The organism is Agrobacterium salinitolerans (assembly GCF_027498475.1).
GTDB lineage: Bacteria > Pseudomonadota > Alphaproteobacteria > Rhizobiales > Rhizobiaceae > Agrobacterium > Agrobacterium salinitolerans.
This window is the reverse complement of record NZ_JAPZLN010000004.1, coordinates 327,501-341,874: the sequence shown is the minus strand read 5'-3', so window position 1 is coordinate 341,874 and position 14,374 is coordinate 327,501. Positions and strand designations below refer to the sequence as shown.

Here is a 14,374-nt window from a genome sequence, read left to right as displayed (position 1 = left end):
CAGGACGAAAACGGCAATGACAGGCAAGGTAATCGTGGTCGGCGCGGGCATCATCGGTGCCACCACAGCATTAAGATTAGCGGAAGCGGGCTGGGATGTAGTCCTTTGCGATGGCAATGCGCCAGGCAGCGAGGCCGGCGCAAGCTATGGCAATGGCGGCTGGATCAGCCCGGCATCGATCATCCCGATGAGCATGCCTGGCCTGTGGCGGAAAGTCCCCGGCTTCCTCCTCGACCGAAACGGGCCGCTGACGATCGATTGGGCGTCTCTGCCGCAGCTGGCGCCGTGGCTCCTCCGTTTTTTGTGGGCAGGTGCGAGCAAGGCACGCGTGCGCCGGACGGCGAAATTACTGAACTTCCTGCTGCACGATGGACCCGAACGGCATCTGGAGCTCGCGCAGAAGACCGGACAGGAGCAGCTCATTCTTCAAAAAGGGCTGCTCTACGCCTATCCCGACCGAGCCTCCTTCGAGGCGGAAGCACTGAGCTGGGAGCTGCGTCGCGAGAATGGCGTTGCCTATGCGGAATGGAATGAGGCCGAAATCCGCGAAAGGCTGCCGGCACTAGGCCCTGCCTACCGGTTCGCCATCCATGTGGTCAACGGTGCCCATTGCCGAGACACCGGGCGCTATGTAGCCGGCATTGTGGACGCCGCGCGGCGCAGGGGCGTCCAATTCCACCAATCCGCCGTGACCGCCATCCTCGACGGCGCGACACCGCAGGCCGTGCTCGAGGGCGGCGAAACGTTATCTGCCGACCGCATCGTCGTGGCTGCGGGCATACATTCCGGCCATCTGCTGCGCCCGCTCGGCGTGCGCATTCCGATGCAGAGCGAACGGGGCTACCATGTGACCGTGACATCGGGGCAAACGCCTTTCGAGATCCCGGTGATGCCGAGCACCGGCCGGATGGCCAACACACCGACAGACATGGGTCTGCGCCTTTCGGGCCAGGTCGAGCTCGCATCAGTCGATAAACCTCCGAATTGGGAGCGCGCGCAGGTGCTGCAACGGCATGCCCTGGCGAGCTACCCCTATCTGTCCACGGACAAGACACTCAGGCTTCGGCTCTGGATGGGGCATCGTCCCTCCACACCGGATGGCCTGCCGGTGATCGGCCCGCTGTCGCGGCACCCTGGTCTTGTCGCCGCATTCGGCCACGGGCATGTCGGCATTGCCGCCGCTCCCAAGACAGCAGATCTCGTGCTCGACGCACTCGAAAATCGCATCAGCGGCGAGGCGCTTCCGTTTCTGCCGAACCGTTTCAGGCAATAATTGGGCTTGTCGCAAATTTTCTAGCTTGACGGAAAGTTGACCATCGGAAGAGAAATTCGCGCTCCAAAAGTTGCGGAGCAAGCCAATGATTCTGAATGCCATTGCCGAGAAGTTGAAGCGCCAATCAAAGGACGATTTCAAGGGAAGGCATTTCGAGGCGTGGGTGATCGTGCAGGCGGTTACGTTGTATTTGCGATACCCGCTCAGTTATCGGGATCTGGAAGAGATGTTCCGTGAGCGTGGCTTCGAGGTCGATCACAGCACGATCAATCGGTGGGTTCTGGTTTATGCGCCCATTATCGAGAAGCGGCTTCGCCGGTTTCGCCGACCACATTGTGGATCGGTGCGGATCGACGAGACTTATGTGAAGGTCCGCAGCAAATGGCGATACCTGTATCGCGCCATCGACAAAGCAGGAAATCCCGTTGATTTCCTGCTGACAGCCAAGCGCGACCTCGATGCCGCCAAGCGTTTCTTCCGCAAAATGCTGAAAGATGATCCGTTATTGTCGCCCGGCAGGATCGGCACGGATGACGCCAATACGTTTCCATCGGCGATTAAAACGTCGGTTGACGATGGGCTTCTGCATCCGGATCCCGTGCACTACGTCACCAAACACCTGCAGCAAGGCATCGAGAGCGACCATTTCCGGGTGAAGAAGAACATGCCGAAGATTGGTGGCTTCCAGTCATTCAACACGGCGCGGCGAACGATCGCGGGTTTCGAGGCGATGCTGTGGCTGAGGAAGGCTTCGGTTTTTCAGGCGGCTGGACCGTAAACGACCAGAATGATCTCCTTGCGCGCCTCTTCGGACTTCAAAAGGTTAACAAAGCGTGAAAGCAGCGGCGGTCAGAGGGTAATTGCGACGTGCAGAAATGATTGCGACAAGCCCGTTTGGGACCTTGTCTGCGGACTTCATCATGGCCAGCGACCCGTGCGGTCGCACGAGTAGGCCGGACACATGATTGCAATCGACCGAACGATATCGCATGAATCACCACTGTGCCGCAGGAGCCGTCCACACATGCTCCTATCCGAGCGGCGAGACACGGGCCAACAAATCTGGCAATAGCAGCTTTCTCTGACGGTAGGCGCGACGAGAATCAAAAATCAATAACCTAACGGTAGGTTGCGTTGACTTTCACGTGCTGCCGAAAAACGCGCCTGAATTCGCGATAACTCTCAAACCCAAGAGAGATTGCCAGCCGAACCACCGTCGACTGGGTGACTGAACAACGAACAGCAAGGGAATTTGCTGTACCGAAGGCGACGATTTCCGGATAGGCGACCGCAAATCGCGCTACTCGCTCTTGACGGAAAGATAACGTCACACCTTGGACCGCAAGCATGCTTTCCAGATCAAGAACTGTTTTTGGCTTCTGAACTTCTGCTTTCGCTTCCATGATGATCCTCTTAGCCTCACCAACAGGCTTCTGGTCACGAACTTTTCCAACATATATGTGCTGACAGAGGCCGACAGCGCCCCTGTCAGCTAGGCCTTCAACTCACAGGAACCGGCTGTTTTCTCGACACGGATTCAATGGCAGCAAGGGCGATCGCCAGAGCGTTGCGAGCATCAGCTCCCGTGGGTGCATTCTGAACAACACCGCGACGAGCCGCCTCAACGAAAGAAGCAAGCTGCGCCGTGTAGGCTTGGACGAAGTGGTCCGTGTCGCGCCGCCATGTGTCGTTGGATACGCCAGTCGCGTCGAACAGCGTCATGCTCGAACGTCGTACGTCGCCCATCGTGACCATTCCGCCGGAGCCGAATACTTCGCCGCGAATATCGTAGCCGTACATTGCAGAGAAGTTTGCTTCCGCAACCGCAATAGACCCGTTGTCAAAGCGGATATTGACGACCGCCGTGTCTAGGAAGCCCTTGTCGCGTGCATCCGGGCGAACCAATGCACCTGCCATTGCAAACACTTCGACAGGCTTTGCGCCGGGGTTCAACCAAAGCAATGTGTCGAAGTCGTGTATAAGGGTTTCATAGAAGATCGTCCACAACGGAATACTGTCAGGATCACCGCCGAACGGACCCGGATCGCGTGTCAGCGACCGGATGAGTTGAACCGCACCGATCTTTCCAGCGTCGATCGCTGCGCGGCCTTCAAAAAATGCCTGGTCCCAACGGCGATTAAAACCGACCTGCAGGGGAACACCCGCGGCCTTGGCGGCCGCAATGCCGCGATCCGCATCTTCAAGCGTGAGTGCCATCGGTTTTTCGCAGAAGATCGCTTTACCGGCCTCCGCCGCCTGCACAAGGATATTGGTGTGAAAGCGTGCAGGTGTGGCAATAATGACCGCATCCAGACCGGGGTGAGAAAGCATTTCTGCGACGTCGGTATAAGAAGCGTCGGCGCCCAGCGCGTCTGCAAGTTTTGCGGCGGCCCCGGGAGCGGGATCAGCGACGGCCACAAGCTCCGCGTCTACGAGCCTTCTTGCGACACTCTCCCCATGGAATGAACCGATGCGCCCTGCCCCGATAAGTCCGACGTTGACTGTTTTGACCTTGGTCATAATTTTTAGTCCTGTTTTTGAAATCAGAGAGTGAAGGCTTCGCGGAAGGCAGCGAGCGCTGCGTCGGCATCTCCGGATGCCCAAGCTTCCATCCCGATCGGGCCGGAGTAGCCCATATCGCTCAGGGCTTTTGCGATCCCCTTCCAATTCACCTCGCCGGTGCCCGGCTCAAATCGGCCGGGTACGTCAGCCACCTGAATCTCACCGATCCACGACAGGCTCCTGCGGCAAAGTTCGATCAGGTTCCCCTCACCGATCTGCGCGTGGTAGAGGTCAAGGTTCAAACGCAGACGCGGGTGATCGATGCTGGATACAAGCGCCAACGTGTCTTCGGCGCGCCCGAACGGCACGCCGGGGTGATCGACGGGAAGGTTCAGGTTCTCCAGTGTGAAAACCACATTTTCTTCTTCCGCGAGGTCAACGATACGGCATAGCGTCTCCTGAGCCTTCAGCCACATGGTTCCCGTGACGACCTCGACAGGCTGAACCGGCAGTCCACGATCCCCGAGGCCTGTGCCGTGAAGATTGAGGCGCTGAACGCCAAGACGTTTGCCAATCTGAGCCGTTTCGCGTGCGGTTCTCAAAAGTTCGGCTGCGCCCTCATCATCGGTGAGGCGGCCTGTCAGGTAACCGTTCATAATTGTGAAGGTTGCACCGGTGGCTTCGAGCTTGCTGATGTCGTGCTCTGGCCAATTCCAGAGGCCGACGCCAAATCCCTGCTCCTTCAATCGGGAGGCGCGCCATTCGATCGGCTTGTCCCGCCACAGCATCTCCGCGCAAGCCGCTAACGGAAACGGGCTAATATTCGCATTGCTCATTTGGGGTGGTTTCCTGGATTTTGGATATGGCTGTCCCGAGGCCCGGCGAATGCGCCGAGCCAAAATTGATGTTTCCAAGTGTCTTCAGATGGTGCCGCCCAGCTCCGCGGAGATCGACTGTAGTTCCTTGCCGCCGGCCATCAGATTCTGCAGGCCATCGAGGTCGATTTCATGCTTGGCAAATGTCCCCAGCGTCTTTCCCCTGTTCAGAGCTGTGAAACGGTTGCCGACGGCAAAAGCGTGTCTGACGTTATGGGTAATGAAAATGACGCCCAGACCTTTGCTACGAACCTGATCGATGTACTTCAGGACCATCGAGGTTTGCGCAACACCGAGTGCAGATGTCGGTTCGTCAAGAATGAGGACTTTTGCCCCGAAATACACGGCGCGTGCGATCGCCACGCATTGACGTTCGCCACCGGAGAGCGTGCCGACGGCCTGTCCGGGTTCACGAACATCGATGCCGATTCTCTTCATTTCTTCGCTGGTAACGCGATCCGCGAATTCCATGTCCATGTATTTGAACGGACCGAAGCCCTTTAACGGCTCGCGACCCATGAAGAAGTTTCTTGTGACAGACATCAGCGGGATCATCGCCAGATCCTGGTAGACGGTCGCGATCCCCGCATCGAGCGCATCTCTTGGACCGGTAAAGAGATGTTGTTTCCCCTCGACGAGGAAGTCGCCGGATGTCGGCCTGTGAACGCCAGAAAGAGTATTGATCAGGGTTGATTTGCCGGCTCCGTTATCTCCGAGAAGGCACAGAACCTCTCCTGCGTGGACACTCAGCGAAACGCCGTTAAGTGCGATAATCGAGCCGAAGTGCTTGACGAGGTTCTTGACCTCGACGAGTGGTGTCTGGGTCGTGCTCATCAGCGTTCTCCCGTCACACGCTTACGAATGATGTTGTTGAAAATAACTGCAGTCAGCAGCATCCCGCCGAGGAAGACGAGGTACCAATCCTGGTCGATTGACGTGTAGGTGAGGCCGATCAAAACCATACCAAAGACGATCGAACCGAAAAATGCGCCGATCGCCGAACCGTAGCCGCCGGTGAGAAGGCATCCGCCGATAACGGCCGCGATAATTGCTTCGAATTCTTTCTGAAAGCCGCGTCGGGCATCAGTCGAACCGGCGTCGAGGACAGTTAGAATGGCGACAAGAGTGGCGCACATCGCGGTTACGATAAATAGGGTGGTCTTTACACGGGCGACAGGAACACCCGACTTGCGGGCAGCCTTCGGGTCACCGCCCGATGCAAAAATCCAGTTTCCAAATCGTGTGCGAAGCAGAACCCATGTCGCGACGAGTGCAATGAGCACAAACCAGAGGATTTCCACCGGAATACCCGGGACTTTCGGCGTTCCGTTCGGGAAGGTCTCGATAATTCCTGCATTGCCAAGCCATGTGAAGAGACCCGGGAAGGCGTCGCCTGAAAAGAGCGGCGCAAGGGGACTGTCCGCAACAGCCTCTCTCATCCCGCGAAGCTGGGTTGAACCGCCGCTCGCCCACTTCAGGCCGACGAGCGTTAAGCCGCGAAGAATGAAGAGAAACGCAAGCGTCACTATGAACGATGGAAGCCCGGTGCGCATGGTGAGCTGGGCATTGGTGACACCTATGACCACGGCAAAAGCAAGCGCGATCAGGATCGCGACACTGAGCGGGAGATTAAGGACGACAAGGGCCGTGCCGAAAACCAGCCCCGCGAATGCGACCATCGAGCCGATGGACAGATCGAACTCGCCGCCGATCATTAGAAGTGCCGCACCAACCGCAAGAATTCCGAGCTGGGCTGCTGGCGCCATGAAGTTTACAATACCGGCAAGTGTGAACATGGCTGGGTTTGCGGTGAGCATGAAGAATATCGTAACGAGCACCAATCCTGCGACGGCGCCGAGTTCCGGACGTCGCGCGAGCGCGGTCAAAGTCGAAACCTTTTTCAGGCGCTCGTCGGATCGAGTCGGTGACCCGTTCTGTTCGTTGGCCAGCGTCATGGGCATACCTCAGATGTAAGTTTTCTACGTGCGCCATCGGTTGCCGTTCACGCGTCACGCGGATCGGATGCCAGGCGATGAGGGCAGCTCCCGCCGGAGGTGCGAGAGCTGCTAGATGGGTCCCGCTCAGCGGATACCCTGGGAGGATTTCTCAATCACCGAAGCGGCGGTATCCTTCTCGACAAAGCTCGGACCCGAGGCAACGTTTCCAGCAGGAATCGTGCCATATCTTGCATTCAGCGCGAGGAATGTGACCGGAAGATACCCCTGAAGGTAGGGTTGCTGGTCCACGGCAAACAGTGCCTTGCCTTCCGAAACAGCCTTCAGGAAATTCGCCGAAAGATCGAAAGAAGCGACCTTGACCTTGTCACCATTGCCCATCTTCTCGACAACAGCGACCGCCCGCTCACCAACGAGGGGTGCCGACAGGCCAAGTACGACATCGACGGAAGGATCTGAGGTTAAAGCAGCCTGAATCTTCGATTCAATTTCCGCCGGGTCGGCTGTCGTCGGCAGGACCGTAACCTTTCCACCTTCGAAGCCCTTCGCCGTCCCCGCGCAACGCTGGTCAAGAGCGGCATTTCCGACCTCCTGGTTTACGCAAAGGACGTGTTTCTTGCCGAGCGACTTCAGTTTTTCGCCGACCTTCACGCCTGCGGTAAGTTCGTCCTGGCCAACATGGAGCCTGATGCCCAGCTTTTCCGTTGCGGCAATGCCGGAGTTCATGGAAATGACGGGGATACCGGCCGCAATAGCCTTGGCAATCGCCGGGCCCAGCGCATCCGGATCGGGATTGGAAATTACAATACCCGCCGGGTTCTGATTGACTGCGGCTTCAATGAGCTGAGCCATCGCGACCATGTCGAAGGTCTCCGGTGCACGATAGTCAACCTTGGCATTGATGTCCTTGCCGGCCTGCATCATACCGTTTTTCACGATCGACCAGAAGGGGTCGGACGCTTGCCCATGAGTGACAGCAATGATGCTGGGCTGTTCATCGGCTCTGACGCCTATCGACCCCGCTGCAGCCAGTGAAACAGCAATAGCCGCAGAAGCGACATTCTTCCAAATGGATTTCATTTTTTCCTCCTCAATGTCACCCACTCCTCTGGATGACAAATTCGAATGCTACCGGGTGCAAATTTGTTTGCTACCGGGTGCAAGCAGGTGCACGTTACGTCACAATGCGTTAAAAGCAAGCATTCATTTCACTGGATCAGAAAAATGGAATTTATGTTCCATTACCGGAGAGTTCATGCGCAAGAGAGCAACGGCAAAACAGGTAGCGGATGCGGCGGGAGTCTCGAAGTGGACCGTAATACGCGCTTTCACACCGGGCGCCTCTATTACTGACGAAAGCAAGCGGAAGGTACTGGAAACTGCTGCAGCTTTGAACTATACGCCGAACCTCCTTGCACGAAGCCTCGCAACCAACTCGACGGGACAGATCGCCGTCTTCGTGGATGACTTTTCCAACCCGCAAAAACTCCCCTTCCTTGAGGCGCTCACCGAGAAGCTCCAGGCGGCCGGCCTGGTGGTGATGCTGATCAATATCAACAGTCACTTTGACCATGTAAACGCCCTTCTCCACGCGGACCAGCGTCAGGTCGATGCCATCATTCTCTTTGGTACAGCGTTTCGTGACGAAACTCTGACAGACCTGCAGCAGGGGCAAGGCATGCCGCCTATGTTCGTGCTTGCACGCGACAGTCAGATCGACGGCGTTCCCGCTGTTGTCTGCGACGCGGAACTGGCCCTCAAGGAAATCGTAGACCACCTTCATGCGGGGGGATATAAGCGCCCAGGCTTCATGAGTGGTGCTACGGCTTTGTCTACAGCTTTAAAAAGAAGTCACTATTTCACGGAGTTTTGGGCGGAAAAAGGTATCCAGGACATTGTCCACATGAGCGCGGAAAAATACAGCCTGGACGCTGGCGCCGCCTCGGTGAGGAAGTACTTGAGTGAGGCGTCTCCTGACGATCGCATCGATGTCCTGATGTGCGAAAACGACATTCTGGCGATGGGCGCCATGGATGAAATCAGGGCGCGATTCCACCTTCAAGTGCCTGAAGACATTGCGATAGTGGGCTTCGACAACTACGAGCTATCCGGTTCGTTCGGATATGGCATTACCACCTATGAGCAACCGCGCGACGAAATGATTGATGCAATTCTGAGTATGGTCAAGGGGCACTCGGATTTGAAGACGGTCACTCTCCGGGGAGAGCTCGTCGTTCGAAACTCAACATTAAGGTCGGCTGACCTTGCCCCGTTGAAATAATCCATTTTGAAGTAAGCTCTGGCCCATTGAGAGGACCAGGGAATGAAGCGCAATCGTTTCACAGACGAACAGATCATCGGCATTCTGAAGGAGCACGAGGCTGGCACGCGGGTCTCGGAGCTTTGCCGCAAGCACGGCGTCAGCGATGCCAGCATCTATAAATGGAAGGCCAAATTCGGCGGCATGGACGTATCCGAAGCCAAGCGTCTGAAGACGCTGGAAGACGAGAACACGAAGCTGAAACGGCTCCTTGCAGATGCGATGCTCGGCAATGCGGCTTTGAAAGACCTTTTGGGAAAGAATGGTGACGCCCGCAGCAAGGCGGAACGCTGTCACTCATCTGATGATCCACCACCAGATGAGCGAACGGCGGGCGTGTAAAGCCATCGGCTTTTGCCGGATGACGATCCGTTGCGAAACCAGGCGCAGCGATGACTATGACCTTCGCGAGCGGATGAAGGCGCTGGCGCATGAACGTCGCCGCTTTGGATATCGACGCCTTCATGTGCTGCCCAGGCGTGAGGGTCACCTGGTGAACCACAAGCGTCTCTTCCGGCTCTATCGGGAAGAGAAGCTGACGGTGCGCAAGCGCGGCGGTCGAAAACGAGCGATAGGCACACGAGCACCGATACTGGTCCCGCTTGCCGCCAATGATCGGTGGTCACTGGACTTCGTGTCGGATCAACACACCGATGGAAGCAGGTTCCGGGTGCTGACCTTCGTCGACGATTGCACTAGGGAATGCCTGGGCCTCGTCGCCGATACGTCTCTTTCCGGCCTGCGGGTTGCCCGTGAGTTGGACCGGATCATCGAGAGACGAGGCAAGCCGAAGATGATCGTCAGCAATAATGGCAGCGAGTTCACCAGCAACGCAATCCTGCAATGGACGGATCGGACCAAAGTGGAATGGCACTACATCGCGCCTGGCAAGCCGATCCGGAACGCCTTCATCGAAAGCTTCAACGGGCGGCTGCGAGACGAGTTTCTGAATGAAACGCTCTCTCGTCACTGCCCCATGCTCGATCAGGGCTTTCAAACTGGCGCAGCGATTACAAACGATCATCGACCGCATTCCGGCCTCGGCTGGCTGACGCCCGCCGAGTTCGCCCAAGACCCATCAACCCGCGACGTGATGCGGTGCTGCGCAGCCGAAATGGCTCCGCACCGCAACCCGCCGCTACCGCCCCGAATACAGCAACCCAAAACCGCTGGAGCAAACTCAAAACTGGATAAAACTTGGGGGCAAGGTCACCATCGAAATCCCAACCCCGAACCGCGCCGCCGACTGGCGCGCAGACATGCCCGCCGCAGACGCTTTTAACACGCGTAGTCGAAGATCATCGCTCAGTGCTCGTCCCATCATCCACCTCTTTCGCAATGGATGTTGAATCAGCTTCCGCTCGCCCTGTCACTTCACAATCGATTCATCGACCACAGAATCTGCCCTAGCGTTGTGCTAGGGGTAAAAACGACTTCGGCCTCCCGAAGGAGGCCGATTAAAGTCTTGATAGTCATATAAGTTTTGGTTGCGGGGGCAGGATTTGAACCTGCGGCCTTCAGGTTATGAGCCTGACGAGCTACCGGGCTGCTCCACCCCGCGTTACCAGCGCATTCGGCGAAGCCGAATGTCGCGTCTGCGTCGTTGCTTTAGCGACGACGGAACTCTGGCGGAGTAAATTGCGGAGCAATTTATCTCCTTTAAGGGGCGCACATGATTTTGTACGCCATTTTTATTGCCTTTAAATCTTTGCCTTGAATGACAAAAGGCCGCATGTAGCGGCCCTTTTTGTCGGCTGGGCCGAAGAGTGTGATTGAGAAGATTTTGAGTTGCGTTTTGCAGACCTGGCAGCGACCTACTCTCCCGCGTCTTGAGACGAAGTACCATTGGCGCTGGGGCGTTTCACGGCCGTGTTCGGAATGGGAACGGGTGCGGCCGCCCCGCGATAACCACCAGGTCGGCAAAACGCAACATATGATCCATGCGTTTCGCATGGATCATATGATTGCTTGTTTATTGGTGTACCTTATCCTGTTCGCTTGCCGCTCACAGGGGACACCAATTGGCCATACGGTCACCTCGCATATGAGGCAACGTCTGATCCAAGCGATCACAGACCATGTTTTCACATGGAAACTGTTGTTTCGAGAAGCTGGGTGGCATTGCCACTTTTTATCTTAATTACACGTCTTTCTGTGACCTGTCGGTATTCCACCTTTGCTCAACAATGAGCATGGCAGCCATACAGACCAGAGGTCGTCGCGCCCTGTGGCGCGGCCCGTCCGGAGCCCTTCGGGCGTCAGGACAGAAGATGATGTCATCGAACTTTGTTCGATGAACATAATCAATGGGAACGAAGAAGTCGATCGAGCTATTAGTAACGGTAAGCTTCACACATTGCTGTGCTTCCACACCCGTCCTATCGACGTGGTCGTCTTCCACGGCTCTGATAGGGAACACTCGTTTTCAGGTTGGTTTCCCGCTTAGATGCCTTCAGCGGTTATCCATTCCGTATATAGCTACTCTGCTATGCCCTTGGCAGGACAACAGATCCACCAGAGATACGTCCATCCCGGTCCTCTCGTACTAGGGACAGATCCTGTCAATATTCCTACACCCACGGCAGATAGGGACCGAACTGTCTCACGACGTTCTGAACCCAACTCACGTACCGCTTTAAATGGCGAACAGCCATACCCTTGGGACCTGCTCCAGCCCCAGGATGCGATGAGTCGACATCGAGGTGCCAAACAACCCCGTCGATATGGACTCTTGGGGGTCATCAGCCTGTTATCCCCGGCGTACCTTTTATCCGTTGAGCGATGGCCCTTCCACACGGGACCACCGGATCACTATGACCGACTTTCGTCTCTGCTCGACTTGTCAGTCTCGCAGTCAGGCTAGCTTATGCCATTGCACTCGACGACCGATTTCCGACCGGTCTGAGCTAACCATCGCGCGCCTCCGTTACTCTTTCGGAGGCGACCGCCCCAGTCAAACTACCCACCATACACTGTCCCGGATCCGGATAACGGACCGCGGTTAGACATCCACGAAGATAAGGGTGGTATTTCAAGGATGGCTCCACAGAAACTGGCGTCCCTGCTTCAAAGCCTACCACCTATCCTACACATGCCTTGGCGAATGCCAGTGTAAAGCTATAGTAAAGGTGCACGGGGTCTTTCCGTCTGACCGCAGGAACCCCGCATCTTCACGGGGAATTCAATTTCACTGAGTCTATGTTGGAGACAGCGGGGAAGTCGTTACGCCATTCGTGCAGGTCGGAACTTACCCGACAAGGAATTTCGCTACCTTAGGACCGTTATAGTTACGGCCGCCGTTTACTGGGGCTTCAGTTCAGAGCTTGCACCCCTCCCTTTAACCTTCCAGCACCGGGCAGGCGTCAGACCCTATACGTCGTATTGCTACTTCGCAGAGCCCTGTGTTTTTGATAAACAGTCGCTACCCCCTGGTCTGTGCCACCCCATCATACTTGCGTACAAAAGGGTCACGCTTCTTCCGAAGTTACGCGTGCAATTTGCCGAGTTCCTTCAACATAGTTCTCTCAAGCGCCTTGGTATACTCTACCTGACCACCTGTGTCGGTTTCGGGTACGGTCTATACGGTGGAGCTATTTCCTGGAACCTCTTCGCCGCCCAACCAATCCAATAAGGTTGAACAACACACGAGATCCGTCACTACCACCAGGCCCACGAATATTAACGTGGTTCCCATCGACTACGCGTGTCCGCCTCGTCTTAGGGGCCGGCTAACCCTGCTCAGATTAACTTTAAGCAGGAACCCTTGGTCTTTCGGCGAGGGAGTCTCTCACTCCCTTTATCGTTACTCATGTCAACATTCGCACTTCCGATATCTCCAGCAGCCCTCACGGGTCCGCCTTCACAGACTTACGGAACGCTCCGCTACCACTGAAGCAACCCGAAGGTTGCCACAATCCTCAGCTTCGGTGCATGGCTTTAGCCCCGTTACATTTTCGGCGCAAAGACCCTTATTTAGACCAGTGAGCTGTTACGCTTTCTTTAAATGATGGCTGCTTCTAAGCCAACATCCTGGTTGTTTTGGGATCCTCACATCCTTTCCCACTTAGCCATGACTTGGGGACCTTAGCTGGAGGTCAGGGTTGTTGCCCTTTTCACGACGGACGTTAGCACCCGCCGTGTGTCTGCCGACTAGTACTCCTCGGTATTCGGAGTTTGGTTAGGATCAGTAAGACGGTGAGTCCCCATAGCCCATCCAGTGCTCTACCCCCGAGGGTATAAGGTCGACGCTCTACCTAAATAGATTTCGCGGAGAACCAGCTATTTCCGAGTTTGATTGGCCTTTCACCCCTAGCCACAAGTCATCCCGAACTATTGCAACAGTTATGGGTTCGGCCCTCCAGTTGGTGTTACCCAACCTTCAGCCTGCTCATGGCTAGATCACTCGGTTTCGGGTCTAATGCAACTAACTATGTCGCGCTATTAACACTCGCTTTCGCTGCGCCTACACCTACCGGCTTAAGCTTGCTAGTTACACTAAGTCGTTGACCCATTATACAAAAGGTACGCCGTCACCCTTGCGAGCTCCGACTGTTTGTAGGCATCCGGTTTCAGGTTCTATTTCACTCCCCTCGTCGGGGTGCTTTTCACCTTTCCCTCACGGTACTTGTTCGCTATCGGTCATGCACGAGTACTTAGGCTTGGAGAGTGGTCTCCCCATGTTCAGACAGGATTTCACGTGTCCCGCCCTACTCAAGGACAATGACTGTTCTACGCGTAAGGGGCTATCACCCTCTATGGCCGACTTTTCCAAATCGTTCCGCTTTATTCATCATTGCCACTGGCCTGGTCCGCGTTCGCTCGCCACTACTTGCGGAGTCTCGGTTGATGTCCTTTCCTGCAGGTACTTAGATGTTTCAGTTCCCTGCGTTCGCTTCTTACCCCTATGTATTCGAAAGTAAGATACCTTATAACAATACCTAGAAACCATTCCGGTTGCTCTGTCCCACCCGGACGTGCCGGGCTTGTTTTGTCCTCACGCTGTCGCAGCTTGCGCTGCTTCGCTCCGGACGGGCGCCAAACTGTTGGCGACGACCTATCGGTCTGTATGGCTGCCACACTCAAGCTTGAGCAAGGTACCCATACAGGACGCTAGTCCGTCGCTGCTCGTGCAGCGCGCCATCGCAGTGCCAGCACTTCAAAAGGAAGTGCGATACGGCACGTGAGATCAAACAAGACTAGACAAATCATTCCAACAGGAATGATTTTCTAGGTATTTAAGGTGGGTTGCCCCATTCGGAGATCCATGGATCAAAGCTTATTCGCAGCTCCCCACGGCTTTTCGCAGCGTATCACGTCCTTCTTCGCCTGTGCATGCCAAGGCATCCACCAAATGCCCTTAATTCACTTCTTCGTTCTCATTGTCTATGCTCATCCATAGCCGCTCCAAAGGAACGGCAACTTGATTACCTTTTACAATCAAGTCATTTCC

8 protein-coding genes, 1 tRNA gene, 2 rRNA genes and 4 pseudogenes are annotated in these 14,374 nt (G+C 55.9%); 5 read left to right on the top strand and 10 right to left on the bottom strand.

Annotation, left to right across the window (positions count from 1 at the left end):
- Positions 1 to 16 precede the first annotated feature (16 nt).
- On the top strand, positions 17 to 1,273 hold the full coding sequence (locus tag O9X91_RS16780) for an NAD(P)/FAD-dependent oxidoreductase (protein ID WP_142913330.1): 1,257 nt from the start codon (positions 17 to 19) through the stop codon (positions 1,271 to 1,273).
- Positions 1,274 to 1,358: 85 nt separating this feature from the next.
- A pseudogene (locus tag O9X91_RS16775) lies at positions 1,359 to 2,110 on the top strand (IS6 family transposase).
- Positions 2,111 to 2,391: 281 nt separating this feature from the next.
- Here the strand turns inward: O9X91_RS16775 and O9X91_RS16770 are convergent.
- The 6 genes from O9X91_RS16770 to O9X91_RS16745 form a co-directional block, all read right to left on the bottom strand.
- Complete coding sequence (locus O9X91_RS16770; protein ID WP_142914335.1) at positions 2,392 to 2,676, bottom strand: MurR/RpiR family transcriptional regulator; 285 nt, start codon at positions 2,674 to 2,676, stop codon at positions 2,392 to 2,394.
- A gap of 97 nt (positions 2,677 to 2,773) precedes the next feature.
- Positions 2,774 to 3,793 (bottom strand): Gfo/Idh/MocA family oxidoreductase, encoded by a 1,020-nt coding sequence (locus O9X91_RS16765; protein WP_142914334.1) that lies wholly within the window; start codon positions 3,791 to 3,793, stop codon positions 2,774 to 2,776.
- A gap of 23 nt (positions 3,794 to 3,816) precedes the next feature.
- Positions 3,817 to 4,611: a TIM barrel protein gene (locus tag O9X91_RS16760; protein WP_191218420.1), complete on the bottom strand. Its 795-nt coding sequence runs from the start codon at positions 4,609 to 4,611 to the stop codon at positions 3,817 to 3,819.
- Positions 4,612 to 4,695: 84 nt separating this feature from the next.
- Positions 4,696 to 5,484 (bottom strand): ATP-binding cassette domain-containing protein, encoded by a 789-nt coding sequence (locus O9X91_RS16755; RefSeq protein ID WP_044460120.1) that lies wholly within the window; start codon positions 5,482 to 5,484, stop codon positions 4,696 to 4,698.
- Positions 5,484 to 6,605: an ABC transporter permease gene (locus tag O9X91_RS16750; RefSeq protein WP_077984632.1), complete on the bottom strand. Its 1,122-nt coding sequence runs from the start codon at positions 6,603 to 6,605 to the stop codon at positions 5,484 to 5,486. Before O9X91_RS16750 ends, O9X91_RS16755 begins: the two co-directional genes overlap by 1 nt.
- A 126-nt stretch (positions 6,606 to 6,731) precedes the next feature.
- Positions 6,732 to 7,685: a sugar ABC transporter substrate-binding protein gene (locus tag O9X91_RS16745; RefSeq protein WP_142914328.1), complete on the bottom strand. Its 954-nt coding sequence runs from the start codon at positions 7,683 to 7,685 to the stop codon at positions 6,732 to 6,734.
- Positions 7,686 to 7,860: 175 nt separating this feature from the next.
- Here O9X91_RS16745 and O9X91_RS16740 point away from each other — a divergent pair, with 175 nt between their 5' ends.
- The 3 genes and pseudogenes from O9X91_RS16740 to O9X91_RS23890 all read left to right on the top strand — a co-directional run.
- Entirely contained in the window at positions 7,861 to 8,886 is a 1,026-nt protein-coding gene (locus tag O9X91_RS16740) for a LacI family DNA-binding transcriptional regulator (protein ID WP_142914327.1), read from the top strand.
- Between the two features lie 42 nt (positions 8,887 to 8,928).
- A pseudogene (locus tag O9X91_RS23895) lies at positions 8,929 to 9,275 on the top strand (transposase); the annotation flags it as partial.
- Positions 9,272 to 9,931, top strand: a pseudogene (locus tag O9X91_RS23890) (IS3 family transposase); the annotation flags it as partial. The pseudogenes O9X91_RS23895 and O9X91_RS23890, both read left to right, overlap by 4 nt.
- A 210-nt stretch (positions 9,932 to 10,141) precedes the next feature.
- Here O9X91_RS23890 and O9X91_RS16730 read toward each other — a convergent pair.
- The 4 genes and pseudogenes from O9X91_RS16730 to O9X91_RS16715 form a co-directional block, all read right to left on the bottom strand.
- Positions 10,142 to 10,246 (bottom strand): annotated as a pseudogene (locus O9X91_RS16730) (IS630 family transposase); the annotation flags it as partial.
- Between the two features lie 163 nt (positions 10,247 to 10,409).
- Positions 10,410 to 10,486: transfer RNA gene (locus O9X91_RS16725), tRNA-Met, on the bottom strand.
- A gap of 240 nt (positions 10,487 to 10,726) precedes the next feature.
- A 5S ribosomal RNA gene (gene rrf, locus O9X91_RS16720) occupies positions 10,727 to 10,841 on the bottom strand.
- 396 nt (positions 10,842 to 11,237) lie between these two features.
- Positions 11,238 to 14,296, bottom strand: a 23S ribosomal RNA gene (locus O9X91_RS16715).
- Positions 14,297 to 14,374 lie beyond the last annotated feature (78 nt).

Excerpts from the sequence above, each read along its gene's own strand:
- O9X91_RS16740 (WP_142914327.1), top strand. The coding sequence starts at position 7,861 with ATGCGCAAGAGAGCAACGGCAAAACAGGTAGCGGATGCGGCGGGAGTC.
- O9X91_RS16755 (WP_044460120.1), bottom strand. The coding sequence starts at position 5,484 with ATGAGCACGACCCAGACACCACTCGTCGAGGTCAAGAACCTCGTCAAG.
- O9X91_RS16750 (WP_077984632.1), bottom strand. The coding sequence starts at position 6,605 with ATGACGCTGGCCAACGAACAGAACGGGTCACCGACTCGATCCGACGAG.
- O9X91_RS16760 (WP_191218420.1), bottom strand. The coding sequence starts at position 4,611 with ATGAGCAATGCGAATATTAGCCCGTTTCCGTTAGCGGCTTGCGCGGAG.
- O9X91_RS16745 (WP_142914328.1), bottom strand. The coding sequence starts at position 7,685 with ATGAAATCCATTTGGAAGAATGTCGCTTCTGCGGCTATTGCTGTTTCA.
- O9X91_RS16765 (WP_142914334.1), bottom strand. The coding sequence starts at position 3,793 with ATGACCAAGGTCAAAACAGTCAACGTCGGACTTATCGGGGCAGGGCGC.
- O9X91_RS16780 (WP_142913330.1), top strand. The coding sequence starts at position 17 with ATGACAGGCAAGGTAATCGTGGTCGGCGCGGGCATCATCGGTGCCACC.
- O9X91_RS16770 (WP_142914335.1), bottom strand. The coding sequence starts at position 2,676 with ATGGAAGCGAAAGCAGAAGTTCAGAAGCCAAAAACAGTTCTTGATCTG.